This is a genomic window from Metabacillus sp. FJAT-52054, from assembly GCF_037201815.1.
Lineage (GTDB): Bacteria > Bacillota > Bacilli > Bacillales > Bacillaceae > Metabacillus_B > Metabacillus_B sediminis.
In genome coordinates, this window is record NZ_CP147407.1 from 2,792,591 (window position 1) to 2,809,444 (window position 16,854).

General features: G+C 44.5%; 13 protein-coding genes. 1 reads left to right on the forward strand and 12 read right to left on the reverse strand.

What is annotated here, in order from left to right:
• Positions 1 to 278 precede the first annotated feature (278 nt).
• The 6 genes from hemL to hemA are packed head-to-tail and all read right to left on the reverse strand — an operon-like array spanning position 279 to position 6,504.
• A complete protein-coding gene (gene hemL, locus WCV65_RS14590) occupies positions 279 to 1,565 on the reverse strand; it encodes a glutamate-1-semialdehyde 2,1-aminomutase (RefSeq protein ID WP_035405351.1) in 1,287 nt (428 codons plus the stop codon).
• Between the two features lie 25 nt (positions 1,566 to 1,590).
• Positions 1,591 to 2,568 (reverse strand): porphobilinogen synthase, encoded by a 978-nt coding sequence (hemB, locus tag WCV65_RS14595; RefSeq protein ID WP_035405352.1) that lies wholly within the window; start codon positions 2,566 to 2,568, stop codon positions 1,591 to 1,593.
• 1 nt (position 2,569) lies between these two features.
• A complete protein-coding gene (locus tag WCV65_RS14600) occupies positions 2,570 to 3,343 on the reverse strand; it encodes a uroporphyrinogen-III synthase (RefSeq protein WP_338777441.1) in 774 nt (257 codons plus the stop codon).
• Positions 3,340 to 4,275 carry a hydroxymethylbilane synthase gene (gene hemC, locus WCV65_RS14605; protein ID WP_338777443.1) on the reverse strand — a complete coding sequence of 312 codons (936 nt, stop codon included), beginning with the start codon at positions 4,273 to 4,275 and terminating at the stop codon, positions 3,340 to 3,342. Before hemC ends, WCV65_RS14600 begins: the two co-directional genes overlap by 4 nt.
• 30 nt (positions 4,276 to 4,305) lie before the next feature.
• Complete coding sequence (gene ccsA / locus WCV65_RS14610; protein ID WP_035405355.1) at positions 4,306 to 5,136, reverse strand: cytochrome c biogenesis protein CcsA; 831 nt, start codon at positions 5,134 to 5,136, stop codon at positions 4,306 to 4,308.
• Positions 5,137 to 5,151: 15 nt separating this feature from the next.
• A complete protein-coding gene (gene hemA, locus WCV65_RS14615) occupies positions 5,152 to 6,504 on the reverse strand; it encodes a glutamyl-tRNA reductase (protein WP_338782310.1) in 1,353 nt (450 codons plus the stop codon).
• Between the two features lie 247 nt (positions 6,505 to 6,751).
• On the opposite strand from hemA, the gene WCV65_RS14620 reads away from it, so the two are divergent.
• Positions 6,752 to 7,234, forward strand: coding sequence for a DUF5668 domain-containing protein (locus WCV65_RS14620; RefSeq protein ID WP_338777447.1), 483 nt, complete (start codon positions 6,752 to 6,754; stop codon positions 7,232 to 7,234).
• A 386-nt stretch (positions 7,235 to 7,620) separates the two neighbouring features.
• Here WCV65_RS14620 and yihA read toward each other — a convergent pair whose 3' ends face one another.
• The 6 genes from yihA to WCV65_RS14650 all read right to left on the reverse strand — a co-directional run bounded on the left by yihA (position 7,621) and on the right by WCV65_RS14650 (position 16,821).
• Positions 7,621 to 8,211 (reverse strand): ribosome biogenesis GTP-binding protein YihA/YsxC, encoded by a 591-nt coding sequence (gene yihA / locus WCV65_RS14625; protein WP_338777449.1) that lies wholly within the window; start codon positions 8,209 to 8,211, stop codon positions 7,621 to 7,623.
• Complete coding sequence (lon, locus tag WCV65_RS14630; protein ID WP_035410752.1) at positions 8,208 to 10,532, reverse strand: endopeptidase La; 2,325 nt, start codon at positions 10,530 to 10,532, stop codon at positions 8,208 to 8,210. The genes yihA and lon overlap by 4 nt, the downstream gene beginning before the upstream one ends.
• Before the next feature lie 183 nt (positions 10,533 to 10,715).
• Positions 10,716 to 12,362 (reverse strand): ATP-dependent protease LonB, encoded by a 1,647-nt coding sequence (lonB, locus tag WCV65_RS14635; RefSeq protein WP_035410753.1) that lies wholly within the window; start codon positions 12,360 to 12,362, stop codon positions 10,716 to 10,718.
• Positions 12,363 to 12,620: 258 nt separating this feature from the next.
• Positions 12,621 to 13,886, reverse strand: a complete 1,266-nt coding sequence (gene clpX, locus WCV65_RS14640; protein ID WP_035410756.1) for an ATP-dependent protease ATP-binding subunit ClpX — start codon at positions 13,884 to 13,886, stop codon at positions 12,621 to 12,623.
• Between the two features lie 443 nt (positions 13,887 to 14,329).
• Positions 14,330 to 15,616: a trigger factor gene (gene tig, locus WCV65_RS14645; protein ID WP_338777455.1), complete on the reverse strand. Its 1,287-nt coding sequence runs from the start codon at positions 15,614 to 15,616 to the stop codon at positions 14,330 to 14,332.
• 173 nt (positions 15,617 to 15,789) lie between these two features.
• Positions 15,790 to 16,821: a tetratricopeptide repeat protein gene (locus WCV65_RS14650; RefSeq protein ID WP_035410762.1), complete on the reverse strand. Its 1,032-nt coding sequence runs from the start codon at positions 16,819 to 16,821 to the stop codon at positions 15,790 to 15,792.
• Between the last annotated feature and the right edge of the window lie 33 nt (positions 16,822 to 16,854).

The window sequence follows — 16,854 nt, forward strand, 5'->3', positions numbered from 1 at the left end:
GAAACTAACACATAGAATCATGACACTTTCACTTTATGAGTGCCGTGAGGAAAAAAGAACCCAATGTGGCGTAACTACTAGCTGGTTTTGAGAAGCTGTCAAACAGCGTAAGGGAAAAGAACAAAATTAAGCTCCAGTCTTTGAAGGAATAGCTCTGTTAACTTGGCTTTAGATTCCCGCGGGAGGCGTTTGCATCCTGCTCCAATCAACAGGTGTTAAAAATCCGCATCATACTATAATAAAAAAGCTGTCCAGACTAAGCCTGGACAGCTCTTATTTTACTTCAGCCTGCTGAATGCTTTCTCTGCAGCTGAAATCGTTTTGCTGATATCATCATCTGTATGGGCAGTTGACAGGAACAGCCCTTCAAATTGGGATGGAGGAAGGAATACGCCTTCCATTGCCATTTCCCTGTAATAAGAAGCAAAGAACTCTAAATTTGAAGTTTTCGCTTTATCATAATTGATGACTTGCTCATTCGTAAAGAAAATCCCAATCATGGATCCGGCACGATTAATGGTATGCGGTATTCCGTATTTTTTTGCTGCTGCAGACAGTCCTTCTTCAAGGAGATCCGCTTTTCGTGCAAATTCCTGATAGCTTTCCGGCGTAAGCTGCTTCAGGGTTTCCAGTCCCGCTGTCATAGCGAGCGGATTGCCTGAAAGTGTCCCTGCCTGATAAATAGGGCCGCTCGGAGCAATTTGTTCCATAATTTCAGCCTTGCCCCCATAAGCTCCTACCGGAAGTCCTCCGCCGATTACTTTTCCAAGGCAAGTCAAGTCAGGTGTTACGCCAAAATAGCCTTGGGCACAATGATAGCCGACTCTGAAGCCCGTCATCACTTCATCAAAAATAAGGAGCGCTCCATATTCATTCGTTACGTCCCTGAGTCCCTCAAGGAACCCGGGCTGCGGAGGCACAACGCCCATGTTTCCTGCAACCGGCTCAACAATGATTCCGGCAATATCATCTCCGAATTCTTTAAACGCCGTGCGGATGCTTTCCAGGTCGTTGTAAGGAACCGTAATGGTATTCTTTGCTACCCCTTCAGGCACGCCGGGGCTGTCCGGCAAACCAAGAGTAGCCACTCCTGAACCTGCTTTTATCAGGAGTGAATCTCCATGTCCATGGTAACAGCCCTCAAATTTAATGATTTTATTGCGTCCCGTGTATCCCCGTGCGAGGCGGAGCGCGCTCATCGTTGCCTCAGTACCGGAGCTTACCATACGGACGATTTCAATCGAGGGAACCCGTTCTTTAACGAGCTTAGCCAGTTCGTTTTCAACAAGAGTGGGCGCGCCAAAGCTCGTTCCTGATTCTACGACCTTTTTAAGGGATTCAACAACCTGATCATTGGCATGTCCATGAATGAGCGGACCCCATGACAGAACGTAATCAATATATTCATTACCGTCAATATCGTAAATTCTGGAGCCTTTGCCGCGCTCCATAAAAATCGGATCAAGTTTCACTGATTTAAATGCTCGAACCGGACTATTTACACCGCCTGGCATTAGTCCTTGAGCTTCCTTAAATGCCTGCTTGGATTTTTCAAAGCTTCTCATTGTATTCGGGCCCCTTTCCTTATCGTTACTGATCCTTCAGCCAGCGGGCTGCATCCTTTGCATGATACGTTATAATCAAGTCCGCGCCAGCGCGCTTCATGCTTGTCAGTTTTTCCAGAACAATGGCTCTTTCGTCTACCCATCCATTTTGGGCAGCTGCTTTAATCATGGAATACTCTCCGCTAACATTATAGGCAACAATCGGGAGATTAAAGCTATTTTTCACATCGCGCATAATATCAAGGTAGGAGAGAGCCGGTTTCACAATCAGGAAGTCCGCACCTTCCATTACATCAGATTCTGCTTCTCTCATTGCTTCCGAGCGGTTAGCCGGATCCATTTGATACGTTTTGCGGTCTCCGAATTGAGGTGTACTGTGTGCAGCATCGCGGAAAGGACCGTAAAAAGCACTCGCATATTTAACGGCATAAGACATAACCGGGACATCTTCAAAACCATTCTCATCAAGGCCTTTGCGAATCGCTGCTGTGAATCCGTCCATCATATTGGAAGGGGCAATAATGTCAGCACCCGCTTTAGCCTGGCTGACCGCTGTTCTGGCCAGCAAATCAAGAGAAGGATCATTGAGAATTTTCCCCTCTTCAATGACTCCGCAATGACCATGATCCGTATATTGACATAGGCAAGTATCCGCTACAACAACTAAATCAGGAAAGCTCTCTTTAATTTGACGGATTGCTTTTTGAACGATCCCATGATCATGGTATGCTTCGGATCCTACAGCATCCTTATGATCTGGAACCCCGAAAACAATCACCGAGCGGATTCCCAAATCCACAAGCTCCTGCATTTCAGTATTTAAATGATCAAGCGATACCTGCTCAACGCCAGGCATGGACGCTACCGCATTCCGCTTGTTTTCACCCTCTACGACAAAAATCGGGTAAATGAAATCTTCCGGTCTTAAAAACGTTTCTCTCATCATCGCCCGTATCCCTTCGCTTGAACGAAGTCTGCGATGTCTGGCAAACTGTAAATCCATGTTACGATTCCTCCTCATTTACATGTGCAATGATTCTTTCTACTATTCCTTCAATAGTAAAAGGACTTGCTATAAGCCCATCATACCCGTAATCTTTCAGTGTTTCAGCTGTCACGTCTCCAATACAGACAAAAACCGGTTCCCGTGCGCTCAGCCCTTCCGTATTCTGCATGTAGGAGTGCACGATGGACGGGCTTGTAAACGTGGCGTAATCTATTTTCCCTGCCTCAAGCAGGAGGGGAAGTTCCCCGTTCCGGCCGGGTACAGGCTGATTTTTATATAGAATTAATTCTGCAGCTTCAATTCCCTTTTCTTTCATTCTTTTATAGACAGCCCGATTTGACAGACTCCCTCTTATAATGAGAACGCGGTCGTCCGAGGCTGCAGTCTGTGCCATTTCTTCAGCCAGCATTTCTCCCGAAAATACTTTGGGAATCATACTCGGTTTCATCCCTATTGTTTCCAGTGACCGGGCTGTTTTTTCCCCTACTGCGCCAATCCTGATTTTCTGCGGTAAAGGAAATCCTCCCTTTTTCATGAAGCAGTCAAAAAACCGGACTCCGTTTACACTTGTAAAAACAATCCACTGGTACGTGTGAAGCCTCCCCAGTTCCTCCAAAATCCGTATCTCATCATCAGCGGCAACAAAAGCAACCAGAGGAATAACAACAGGTGAACCACCCTTCTCCTCAATTAGGCGCGCAAAAGAAGCCGCCTGGTTTTTTTCTCTTGTAACCAAGATTTTTTTTCCACTAAGCGGCTTCTCTTTATTCATGATGGATCCAGCTCCTCCTTTACCCGGGAAATAAGTTCTTTAGCACCCTGCTCTTCAAGCTTGCGGGCAACCCTTTTCCCAAGGTCTGACGGTTCGGATCCTGTCATCGTTTCACGGTAAATGATTTTGCCATCAGGATCAGCTACAAGTCCCGTCAGCTGTACTTGCTGATTATCGGTAAGAACGGCATACCCGGCAATTGGAACCTGGCATCCGCCTTCCATGTCTTTCAGAAAAGCTCTTTCCGCTTTCACTGTTTTAACAGTCTCAGCATCGGATACCTTTGAAAGAATTTCAAGCAGCTCCGAATCGCTCTCTCTGCATTCAATTGCAAGCGCCCCCTGGCCGACAGCCGGCAAGCAGTCGGAAGGATCTAAATACTCCGTAACGGTATCCCGGCTCCAGCCCATCCTGGAAAGTCCGGCTGCTGCTAAAATAATGGCATCGTAATCTTCCGTTTGCAGCTTTTTTAGACGTGTATCTATATTGCCCCTGATCCATTTAATCTCCAGATCCGGCCTGATGGATAAGAGCTGGGCGCTTCTCCTTAGGCTGCTTGTCCCGATAACAGCCCCTGCAGGAAGCTCAGAAAACTTGCGGTGATTCTTTGAGATAATGGCGTCTCTTACGTCCTCCCGCTTAGGGATGCAGCCAATGGTCAGTCCGTCCGGCAGTTCAGCCGGCATATCCTTCATACTGTGAACAGCCATATCGATCTCACCATCAAACATAGCCTGTTCAATTTCTTTAACGAACAGCCCTTTGCCGCCAACTTTCGATAAGGTTACATCTAATATACGGTCGCCTTTTGTTACAATCTCTTTTACTTCAAACTCATATGGAAGTCCTAAATCTTGAAGCTTCCGAATAAACCAATTTGTCTGTGTTAGTGCGAGCTTGCTTTTTCTGGATCCAATAATGATTTTCCTCATGTGTATCCTCCCAATCTCCATTCCCGAAATCTATGAATACACGTGAAAACGGGACAAACTTCCAAACAAGAAAAAGTTAATAAGCAATACAAGGAAAGCTGCTGCATTCCATAAAGCAATCGGTTTTCCCTGCTGATCCTTAACAATTTTAATATACAGATAAATGCTGTATACAATAATGACTCCAAACGAGCCCGTTACCTTCGGGTCATACCATTGAAAATCCGGCACCTTGATGAAGGCCCATATTGAACCTAGGATTAAACTGAGCAGCAGCATCGGAACTCCCGTTACATTCAATAGGTATGCCATGTGATCAAGGGTCGACAAATCGTTGATCCGAATGAGCTTTTTCCCCCATTGCTTTTTCTTTAAAAGCCTGTATTGGAGCAAGTACAGCATGGAAAAAACAAAGCTTAGCGAAAACGCTCCATACGATAAGATCGCCATCGTAATATGGATAATGGACAGTTCTGAAATCAGCTGCTCTGAAAGCTGTCCAGGCTGATTTTGAGAAATGGCGAAGGTATGCAGGGCAAGCATGATAAATCCGAGCACACTTGTGAAAAAGGGAATGAAATCAGCCTTTTGCATCCAGTTTAAAACGAGTGAAAGCGTCACGAGCACCCATGTATAAAAATATAAGCCTTCTACTATATTCAAAATCGGAAACGTCCCAAATACGGCCATTTCATAAAACAAAAAAATTGTTTGCAGCAGCCAAACAATAGAAAGCAACCAGAAGGCAATTTTGCTTGCCCTCCGGTTCGTATGAACAAAATCAATAAAATAGAAGAGTACACAGCAAGCATATATAATGACCGCTGCTTCATTTAGCCGGTTCAGGTCCAACCCAATCATTTAGCCATACCCTTTCTAATAAGATGGATAGGAAACGTGCTGAACGGTTTGAGATTCGATAGCGCGCTCAGATTGACTATTTTTTTCTTTTTGCAGTTTGACCTGTTCATTAATATTAAAAATATTTGCAAATAGCTCCAGAGCATCATGGCCATCCGGTTCCGCCGCAAGTTCCTTCGCCTTTAGGATGGGATCGCGGAGCAGCTGGTTGATGATGCTTTTTGTATGCTTATTTAAAAGCTTAATATCCCGCTCTGACAGGTCCGGCATTTTCCGTTCAATACTTTGCATCGTTTCCGACTGAATTGACAAAGCTTTGTCGCGGAGCGCTGTAATGACCGGAACGACTCCAAGTGTATTAAGCCATTGCTTAAACTGCACGATTTCCAATTCAATCATTAAACCAACCCGTTCAGCAGCTGCTCTCCGCTCTTGCACGTTAGCCTCAACAATTCCTTCAAGGTCGTCAATATCGTATAGAAAAATACTTTCCAGTTCATTGATTGCAGGATCTATATCCCTGGGAACAGCAATGTCCACCATAAATAGCGGTTTTCCTCTGCGCTGCTTTTCAACTTCCGCCATCATTTCTTTCGTAACAACAAAATCCTTTGCTCCTGTTGAGCTGATGACAATGTCTGCCTCTTCAAGGGCGGCTCTAAGCTCTGAATAGCTTTTCGCTTTGCCGCTGAATTTATCTGCCAGCTGCCTTGCCTTTTCATACGTTCTGTTCACAACTGTTACATCACTGACGCCGTTTCCGTGAAGGTTCCGGGCAGCGAGTTCGCCCATTTTGCCTGCACCGAGAATCAGGACGCGCTTTGCGGATAAACTTCCAAATATCTTCTTAGCAAGCTGAACAGCTGCGTAGCTTACGGACACGGCATGGGTACCGATTTCTGTTTCAGAATGAGCTCTTTTGGCAAGCGTGACCGCTTCTTTAAACAGATAGTTAAAAACAGTGCCTGTCGTCTGCAGTTCCTGCCCTTCGAGAAAGCTTGAGCGCACCTGTCCCAAAATTTGAGTTTCACCTACAATCATGGAATCAAGGCCGCATGAAACGCGGAAAAGATGGTCTACAGCTCCATCATTCTCATAAAAAGTCAGAAACGGGGCGAACTGCTCCATTTCAAGATCAAACCACTCTGCTAAAAATGCCTTCAGATAATATCTGCCGGTATGGAGCTGATCCACTACAGCATATACCTCGGTGCGGTTGCACGTTGAAACAATAATATTTTCAAGAACGCTTTTCTGCGTTTTTAATTTTTTCATGGCAGACCCAAGTTCAGCTGGATCAAAACTGAGCTTTTCACGTATATCAACAGGGGCAGTCTTATGATTTATGCCTACAACTAAAATATGCACTTTCTTCAATACCCCCCTATCTTCTCTAGTACTTAAATAACAATAATTATTCTAAAGTAAAAATAATTCTTTGTCTAATCATTTACTTCTTCTCTAATTTATATTATAACATGATAGAAAAGTGTGCTTCTGTTAAAATGTGAACAGAGTATGAAACAGAAATTCTAAAAACGTATGTATTCCACCATGTACATTACCAAAAAAAGCGCTTTCTTTCAAGAGAGAGTCTATTTAATTGAGGTGACCCATGAAACAGCGACCAGCATTTCCAGCCTACTTTTTAATCATGATCGGAGCCTATTTTCTGCTGCAAAAGCTGAACATTGTGCTTTTTCCGGAACAAAACAGCTGGCAGACCCTCATTCTGATGTTCGGAGCCGTCTTTCTTCTAACCAGCCTGGCAGGAAAGGATGATACATACTTGGTGACGGGATTGATTATGACCGGATTAGGTATTCATTTTCTAATGTCAGGAAAAAATCCAGCTTGGCCTAATCATCCGGCCGGCATCACCATCATTGTCGGAGCGTCCCTGCTTCTCGCTTCTTTTAAAGCCAAAAGCGGGTATGCTTCCGGAGCGGTCGTTCTCCTTGCAGGACTGTTTATTCATTATTTCCAGCAGATAGCGGATACCTTCAGCCAGCTTCAGCAGGGAATTGGCTATGCCGAAAAATTCTGGCCGTTCCTGTTTTTAGCAGCCGGGCTATTCTTATTATTCAGGAAAAAATAAGAAAATATTCCTTTAAAGAAAAAGCTCTTTTTAACTTGGCTGTTGATTTCCGCTGCAGGCGCTCACTTTCCGCGGGGCGGGCGGTAAGCCTCCTCCTCGCTTCGCGACTGCGGGGTCTTACCTGTCCCGCTGCTCCCGCAGGAGTCTCGCACCTTCCACTCCAATCAACAGGTGTTTAAAATCAACATCGGGCTTTAACAGAGACTAAGAAAAAAAGAAAAAAGCTGCTTCTCAGGCTTTAAAGAAACATGCCTGTCAGTATGGAAATGAAAACCCCCGGGACGCTGTCATGGAGCATTCCCGGGGGTAGTTTTTTATATTGAACAATCTTAGTTGGTGAATTCTGAATCCAGCGGGAGCTGCGAAAATCACTTAAGACCAATCTCTTATTTGACTCCAGTCAGCCTCTTAATGGCTCCCCACGCTTCTTCCTTGCCTTTGGCGGTTTCAGCGGAGAATAGTACGATGGAGTCTTCTTCAGCAAGGTCCAGTTCCTCTTCCACGATCTTTACGTGCTTTTGCCACTTCGTTTTCGGAATTTTATCTGCTTTCGTTGCGACAACAATAACCGGGATCCCATAATGCTTAAGGAAATTGTACATCATGATATCATCTTTTGTCGGTTTGTGACGGACATCAATAATAAGGACGACCGCCTTTAATTCTTCCCGGTTCGTTAAATACGTTTCGATCATTCTTCCCCATGCGTCCCGTTCACTCTTGGACACTTTTGCAAAACCGTATCCCGGTACATCCACAAAGTGAAGCACTTCATTAATAATATAGAAGTTCAGGGTTTGCGTCTTCCCGGGCTTAGAAGAAGTCCTGGCCAGATTTTTACGATTCAGCAGTTTGTTGATGAAGGAGGATTTCCCAACATTCGACCTGCCTGCAAGCGCAATTTCGGGAAGACCTCCATCTGGATATTGCTCGGGTTTTACAGCACTTATTACAATTTCTGATGAGGTTACTTTCATTTCGTTTCTCCAGTCAATGCATGTTTAAGCACTTCTTCAATGTCGGACACTAAAACAAAGGTCAGATCGTTGCGAATGCTTTCCGGTATATCTTCCAAGTCTTTTTCGTTTTCTCTGGGCAAAATTATTTTTTTCAATCCGGCTCTGTGGGCTGACAGCGATTTTTCCTTCAACCCGCCAATCGGAAGCACACGGCCTCTCAGGGTGATTTCTCCTGTCATTCCCACCTCTTTCCTCACAGGTCTTCCTGTAAGAGCGGAGATGAGAGCGGTGGCCATTGTAATACCGGCTGAAGGCCCGTCTTTTGGTACAGCTCCTTCTGGAACGTGAATATGGATATCATTCTTTTCATGGAATTCAGGATCAATATTCAATTTCTCTGCTCTGGACCTGATAAAACTAAAGGCAGCCTGAGCGGATTCCTTCATCACATCTCCAAGCTTACCGGTTAAAATCAGTTTTCCTTTTCCGGGGGACAAGGATACTTCAATTGATAGGGTATCGCCTCCAACCGTTGTATAAGCGAGTCCGGTGGCAACTCCGATTTGATCCTCGATCTCTGCCTGGCCGTAACGGAAAATCTGTTTCCCGAGATAATCCTGAAGCGTTTTATCCGTAACAATAATTTTTTTCTTTTCTTCTGAAACAATCTTTTTAGCCGCTTTACGGCAAATAGCTGCAAGCTGGCGCTCCATTCCGCGCACGCCCGCTTCTCTTGTATAATACCGCACGATATTCTGAAGAGCTGTTTCCTTCACCTGAAGATTGGCCTTCTTCAGACCGTGAGCTTCGAGCTGCTTCGGCATTAAATGGTCTTTAGCAATTTGGATTTTTTCAAGCTCTGTATATCCCGCAATCGTAATGATTTCCATGCGGTCGCGGAGCGGACCCGGAATCGTTGCAAGGTTATTCGCTGTTGCAACAAACATAACTTTCGATAGATCATAGGTTTCTTCTATATAATGGTCACTGAAATTATGGTTTTGCTCAGGGTCGAGAACTTCAAGCAGAGCTGAAGAAGGATCCCCTCTAAAATCACTGGACATTTTATCGATTTCATCCAGAAGGAAGACCGGATTAATGCTGCCGGCTTTTTTCATTCCTTGGATGATACGGCCCGGCATTGCTCCAACATAGGTCCGACGATGGCCTCGAATTTCAGATTCATCTCTGACACCGCCAAGAGAAATCCTCACGAAGTTCCGGTTCAGTGATTTTGCAATCGAGCGGGCAAGTGATGTTTTCCCGACCCCAGGAGGTCCGGCAAGACAAAGAATCGGCCCTTTAAGCGAGTTTGTCAGCTTTTGAACGGCTAAATACTCCAGAACCCGCTCTTTCACTTTCTCCAGTCCATGATGGTCCTCATCGAGAATTTTTTCAGCAATTCTTAAATCAAGACGATCCTCCGTTGCATTTGACCAAGGAAGAGATAGCAGCCAGTCAATATAATTGCGGATGACGGCGCTCTCAGCTGAACTGGAAGGGACCTTCTCATATCTATCGAGTTCCTTTGCGGCTGCAGCTTTTATCTCTTCTGGCATGCCAGCCTGTTCAATCTTTTCTGCCAGCAGGGAGACTTCACCCGTTTTGCCCTCTTTGTCGCCCAATTCTTTTTGGATGGCCTTCATTTGCTCGCGCAGGTAGTATTCCTTTTGGGTCCGTTCCATTGACCGCTTAACCCGTTGGCCAATTTTCTTTTCAAGGTTCAGCACTTCTTTTTCGTTATTGATCATGCTGATCACCTTGTGCAGGCGGTCTTTTATATCCACAGTCTCCAGGACTTCCTGTTTTTCCTTCAGCTTCAGAGGCAAATGGGATGCAACAAGATCAGCCACACGGCCCGGTTCATCTATGTCTGCAACAGAAGCAAAGGTCTCCGCAGATACCTTTTTGGAAAGCTTTATGTACTGCTCAAAGTATTCAAGCAGCGTTCTCATGAGCGCTTCACTTTCCACGTCTTTTTTCGATGAGTCCGTCAAAGTCTCAATCGTAACCATGAGCGTATCATTTTCTTCCTGGAAAGAATGAATCTCTCCTCTTTCCAAGCCTTCAACAAGCACACGGATTGTTCCATTCGGAAGCTTCAGCATCTGCTTTATTTTCGTATATGTTCCTACACGGTACACATCGTCCTCTGCAGGTTCATCTATAGAAATATCCTTTTGTGTAGCTAAAAATATCATGTGATCGTTCATCATGGCCGTTTCCAACGCCTGAACTGATTTATCCCTGCCGACATCCAAGTGAAGAACCATGGTTGGGTAGACCAATAGCCCTCTTAATGGAAGCAAAGGAATGGTTGCCTTATTATTATTCGCCATACCTATGCACCTCCGTCTCTTTCTTGATAGAGTATGTGCGAGTTCTTGTCTAATTCTAACTTATTCTTTATAGGGTGTCTATTTGGATGTTTAATTTTTGCCCATCGAGTGAACCTGCCTTCTCTATGCACAGGAAAACCCCCAGGCTGCCTGGAGGTTCACCGCTATTTACTATATGCAGACTCAAACTGATTTTTTCTCGTTCAGCAAAAATTCAGCAGGCGGATCAAGCAGTGCATGATCCAGGACTTCCTGAAAATTCGATACGGGTATGATGGTAATTCCAGGTATGTCTTCCAATATGGACTGACTGTTCTCTGCCGGAATAATGACTCGTTTTGCACCGGCAAGCTTTGCCGCTTTTATTTTCGGGACAACGCCGCCGATGGGCTTCACATGACCATGAATACTGATTTCGCCAGTCATCGCAATGGTATGATCAATGGGGATTTTGTGGATCGCTGAAAAAATACCTGCCGCCATGGCAATTCCCGCTGAAGGTCCGTCAATCGGAACGCCGCCAGGGAAGTTAACATGAATTTCAAAGTTCTCCGCATCCACACCCATAGACTTAAGGACGGTAATCACGTTTTCCACTGACCCTTTTGCCATACTCTTTCTCCGAATCGATTTTCCACGGTCCCCAATGCTTTCTTCTTCCACAATGCCTGTAATGTTTACGCTGCCTTTATCTTTCGCAGGGAGAACCATTACCTCAATTTCTAAGAGGGAGCCTGTATTAGGACCATGTACCGCAAGGCCGTTTACTAGACCAACTTTGGCTTCGAGACCGATTTTCCGGTCAAATCTCGGTGACATTTGACTGGAATGGATGACCCACTCAATATCTTTAACGGTCACCTCACCCCGGTCCTCATTCATCGCCATGCCCGCAACAATTTGCATCATATTGACGATTTCCCGTCCATTTCTCGCATAGGAGGTCATCAAATCAATTCCCTGTGGTGACACGTTCATACCAATTTTAACAGCTGCTTTGTTGGCTACAATGGACAGCTCTGCTTGGTCAAGCTCCCTGAAGAACACTTCCACACACCGGGATCTAATTGCAGGGGGAATCTCATTCGGAGTTCTCGTGGTTGCTCCGATTAAACGGAAATCCGCCGGCAGGCCATTTTGGAAAATATCATGGATATGCGTTGGGATGTTTGAATTTTCTTCACTGTAATAGGCACTTTCCAGAAAAACCTTTCGATCTTCCAGAACTTTAAGCATCTTGTTCATTTGGATAGGATGGAGCTCGCCAATTTCATCAATAAACAAGACTCCTCCGTGCGCATGGGTGACTGCTCCCTGCTTGGGCTGAGGAATTCCAGCCTGTCCCATTGCCCCTGCTCCTTGATAAATCGGGTCATGAACAGAGCCGATGAGTGGATCGGCGATTCCCCGCTCATCAAATCTTGCTGTGGTCGCGTCTAATTCTACAAATACTGCGGATGGCCTGAATGGCGATTTTCCATTTCGTTTTGCTTCCTCTAAAACAAGCCTTGCCGCCGCTGTTTTCCCAACTCCTGGAGGCCCATAAATAATCACGTGCTGAGGATTCGGGCCGCATAACGCTGCACTTAAGGACCGAATGCCATCCTCCTGTCCAACAATGTCTGCGAACGTCTTCGGACGCACTCTTTCCGATAGCGGTTCACTTAAACGGATGGATCTCATCTTCCTAAGCTGTTCCATTTCCTTTTTCGATTCCCTGTCTATGGAAACCTTTTGAGTCCTTTGGCTTTTAAGCAAATTCCAAAAATACAGGCCGATGATAATGCCGAAAAACAATTGCACGAACAGTGCGATGCTTGTCCAACTCATATTGGTCCCTCCTGCCGCTTCCTTTTTCTATGTAAAAGAGTCATCCTCTCTTAGCCATGTTGCTGCTTCTTGCTCCATTTAGTATCTCCCCCTCCGCAAAGGAATAAACCCGAAGCTTAAAGATTTACAGTCGGAAATGATGAGTTTTACAGCTGATTATTTGATGCGGAAGAGACCGTAACATAAGGAGGAATACAAGCAGGAATCTTTTTAAGAAACATAAAAAAGCCCGGGAGGCCCCGGGCTTTATATCAGCGATTAAGCTGAAGTCTTTTTATCTTTTTCAATCACTGTTCCATCATTTGTAACAAGCTTTGGCGGAACCTGATCAGAAACCGTTGCTCCGGTAATGACACATTTTTCAATATCATCACGGGATGGCAGTTCAAACATAACGTCCAGCATAAGTCCTTCAATAATGGACCTTAAGCCGCGGGCTCCGGTTTTACGCTCAATGGCTTTTTTGGAGATTTCGAGCAGGGCTTCCTCTTCAAACTCAAGCTCTACTCCATCAAGATCAAGCATTTTCTGATATTGCTTAACAAGGGCATTCTTAGGCTTTGTCAAAATTTCAACAAGCGCACCTTCATCAAGCGGCTCCAGGCTTGAAATAACCGGAAGACGGCCGATGAATTCTGGAATCAAACCGAATTTAAGCAAATCTTCTGGAAGGACTTTAGAAAGAAGCATTTTTTGATCCAGCTCTTCTTTCGTATTATCTGATCCAAAACCGATTACCTTCTTGCCTAAACGGCGTTTGATAATCTGTTCGATCCCATCAAACGCTCCTCCGCAAATGAAGAGAATGTTTGTTGTATCGATTTGAATAAACTCCTGATGCGGATGCTTGCGTCCGCCCTGCGGAGGTACGCTTGCAACCGTTCCTTCAAGAATTTTCAGCAATGCCTGCTGAACGCCTTCACCTGAAACATCGCGAGTAATCGATGGATTTTCAGATTTTCGTGCCACTTTGTCAATTTCATCAATGTAGATAATGCCTTTTTCAGCTTTTTCTACATCATAGTCTGCTGCCTGAATCAGCTTAAGAAGGATATTTTCTACGTCTTCCCCAACATACCCAGCCTCTGTAAGAGAAGTAGCGTCCGCAATGGCAAATGGTACATTCAGAATTCTGGCTAATGTTTGAGCAAGTAGGGTTTTACCGCTCCCAGTAGGTCCGATCATGGCAATATTACTCTTTGAAAGCTCAACATCATCAATTTTGCTGCTAGAATTGATTCGCTTGTAGTGATTGTATACAGCTACAGCCAATGATTTTTTCGCTGCATCCTGTCCGATTACATACTCATCAAGAATTTCTCTGATTTCAGCAGGTTTCGGAACATCTTTAAATTCAACTTCCTCTTCTGTACCAAGCTCTTCTTCAACGATTTCCGTGCAGAGCTCGATGCATTCGTCACATATATAAACACCCGGTCCAGCTACCAGCTTGCGTACTTGATCCTGTGTCTTTCCGCAGAATGAACATTTAAGCTGTCCTTTTTCATCATTAAATTTAAACATTATTTCACCCCTTATTCTTTATCTCTTCATACGATCAAAACCCCGTCCATCAGCGAATACAAATGGTACATTTACAGAGATAATCCGTGAGGGCTGTTCTCCGATAAGGTATAGGAATCGCAAGTCAATCAAGTATGTACTGCATTTTAACATAAACACTGCGGTGATGGATATTAAGATGTTTGAAGATCAATTGCTGCTATGTATGCTTTCCTATATCCTACCCTAAATTTTGAAGAAAAAACATCTTTTGCATACTTATGCGGCAGGTAAATCACGGAGTTCCCTGAAAGGGATATGTAATGATGTATGTATATGTATTTTAGCATGTTTTCAATTAATTAGGAATGATCCTGCTTCTAAGTATGTGTCGCCATTTTCTGCAAAAGCTTTTGTTTAGAAAACAGGGCACGATCTAATCGCGCCCTGTCAGCTAATATATATTATGCAGCGTTTTTGCTGTTTTCCACTAGGAAATCAATGGCTTTGCGGATTTTAAGATCCTCTTTCACAGCGTCGGTTGAACCAAGGGCTTGTTTGATGCTTTCTACAGGCATGTTATACATTTCAGCCATTTTAGAAAGCTCTTCATCCACTTCGGCATCCGTTACTTCAAGGTTTTCTGCTGCAGCTACCGCTTCAAGAGTAAGGTTGAATTTCACACGTTTCGCAGCATCTTCGTTCATTTGCTGTTTCAGTGCTTCTTCATCCTGACCGGAGAATTGGAAGTACAGTTCAAGGTTCATCCCTTGCATTTGAAGGCGCTGTTCGAATTCTTTCATCATGCGCTCTACTTCGCTGTCGATCATCACTTGCGGAATTTCTACTTCTGCATTTTCAGCAGCTTTTTCTACAAGTGCGTCACGAAGCTTGTTTTCAGCTTCAGTTTTGCGTGTTTCCTGAAGGCGCTCTTTCGTTTTAGCTTTTAGCGCTTCAAGTGTTTCTACTTCTTCATCAACATCTTTAGCGAATTCATCGTCAAGCTCTGGAAGTTCCTTCGCTTTGATTTCATGAATTTTCACTTTGAATGTAGCCGCTTTTCCAGCCAGCTCTTCAGCGTGGTATTCTTCCGGGAATGTTACTTCCACATCTTTCTCAGCACCTGTCTCAAGTCCTACAAGCTGCTCTTCGAAACCTGGAATGAAAGAACCGGATCCAATTTCAAGAGAATAGTTGTCCGCTTGTCCGCCTTCAAATGCTTCACCATCTACGAAGCCTTCGAAGTCCATTACAACTGTGTCTCCATCTTCAATCTTGCCATCTTCTTTCACAACAAGCTCAGCTTGGCGCTCTTGAAGCTGCTTTAATTCCTGATCTACATCTTCGTCTGTTACCTCAGCATCGTCCTTGTCAACTTCAAGGCCTTTGTAATCCCCAAGTTTCACTTCAGGCTTCACTGTTACTTTTGCTGTGAAAGTAAGTGTTTCACCTTTACCCATTGAATCGATGTCGATTTCAGGGCGGTCGATTGGTTCGATTGCAGTCTCGTCAATTGCTTTTCCGTATTCAACCGGAAGAAGAATATCGAGTGCGTCCTGATACAATGATTCTACTCCAAAACGTTGTTCAAACAGGCTGCGCGGAACTTTCCCTTTGCGGAAGCCAGGAATGGATACTTGCTGTACGACTTTTTTAAATGCTTCGTCCAAAGCGTTGTCGAAAGTTTCAGCATCCACTTCAACAGTCAAAATCCCTTGATTACCTTCAAGTTTTTCCCATTTAGCAGACATGCGTTTCCCTCCAAAAATCTATAGTATGTGGTTAGTTTCATGATTCATTAAATCAGCAGCAACATCAGCTGCATTATGTAAATCGAGCGTTTTCCGCTCCACATCACGATATGAAACCATTTCATTATAACACAGAATGACTTGGTTTCAACCTATTCCAATATTTTTCTAAATTAGACAGGCCCATGATCCAGATATGACATTTTTTCAATCTGAAAGATCCTGCTGCAAGCATCTGCCAGCTGAAAAGGAGGAATGCGATACATATTTCCAATCTCCTCTTCATCAATATCGATTCCATGCATTTCATAACCAGCCTTATGAAGAGCTGCAGCCCAAAGGGAAGCATCAGCAGGCTTTGGCAGGAAAGGGAACAGAACAAACAGGTGACGGATCCACAGCTCTTTTACCGCTTCAAATAGAGCCGGGTTTTCAGCTCCAAGTACATCATCAAGTAAAATTAGCACCTTTTTGGCAAAAGGTGTATCAGATAGGTCTGACAAAGAAGCAGGCACAACGGTCAGCACATCCTCAAACTTCTCAATCGTAACGCTTTTTTCCACCTCATGCTCCATGAGCACCTGCAGAATCATTGTTTTAATGACCGGGTGTGCATGAGTATGCTCCAAAAGAGATCTCAGTGTAGGCATATGCTTTGCTACGTTCCGGTCACGGATCGATTGAATATATTCAATCTGCCGGGAGGGATCCGCCATAAATGTTTCTGATTCTGTCCAATCATCAGGCTCGTAGCTGAAAGACTCCTCTTCTTCCAATCCGGCATCCTGCTCAGAGCCGCTCATCCGGCGGCTAAAATCAAGCAATCTGTAAAATTGCTCTGCACTTTCTGCCGGAAGCTGATTCTCCTGTAAAACGGCTTCGATTGTCGTTTGGACTTCGTTATATTCCCTCAGCTGAATTAGAATCGTCAAATATACCTGCAGCACAGTAAAATACTGGCCGATGTCTTCATTCAGCATTTTTTTGCATACTTTGCCTGCTTCGTGCAGCTCCCCCATTTCCATAAGGCACAAAGCAATTCCAAGCTGTATTTCAGCCTGATCTTCATCCATATTTCTTGCTTCCGAGAAAAATTCCAGTGCATCCTGGAACTGTTTCTTTTTCAAAGCTTCCATCCCCTTGTCGACGAGGCGCTCCTTCAGGTTTGGAAATGGAATGATCTTTGATTTTTTGTCTTCACTCATGAATCAGACCAACTCCGCGTTCATTTTTGTTAC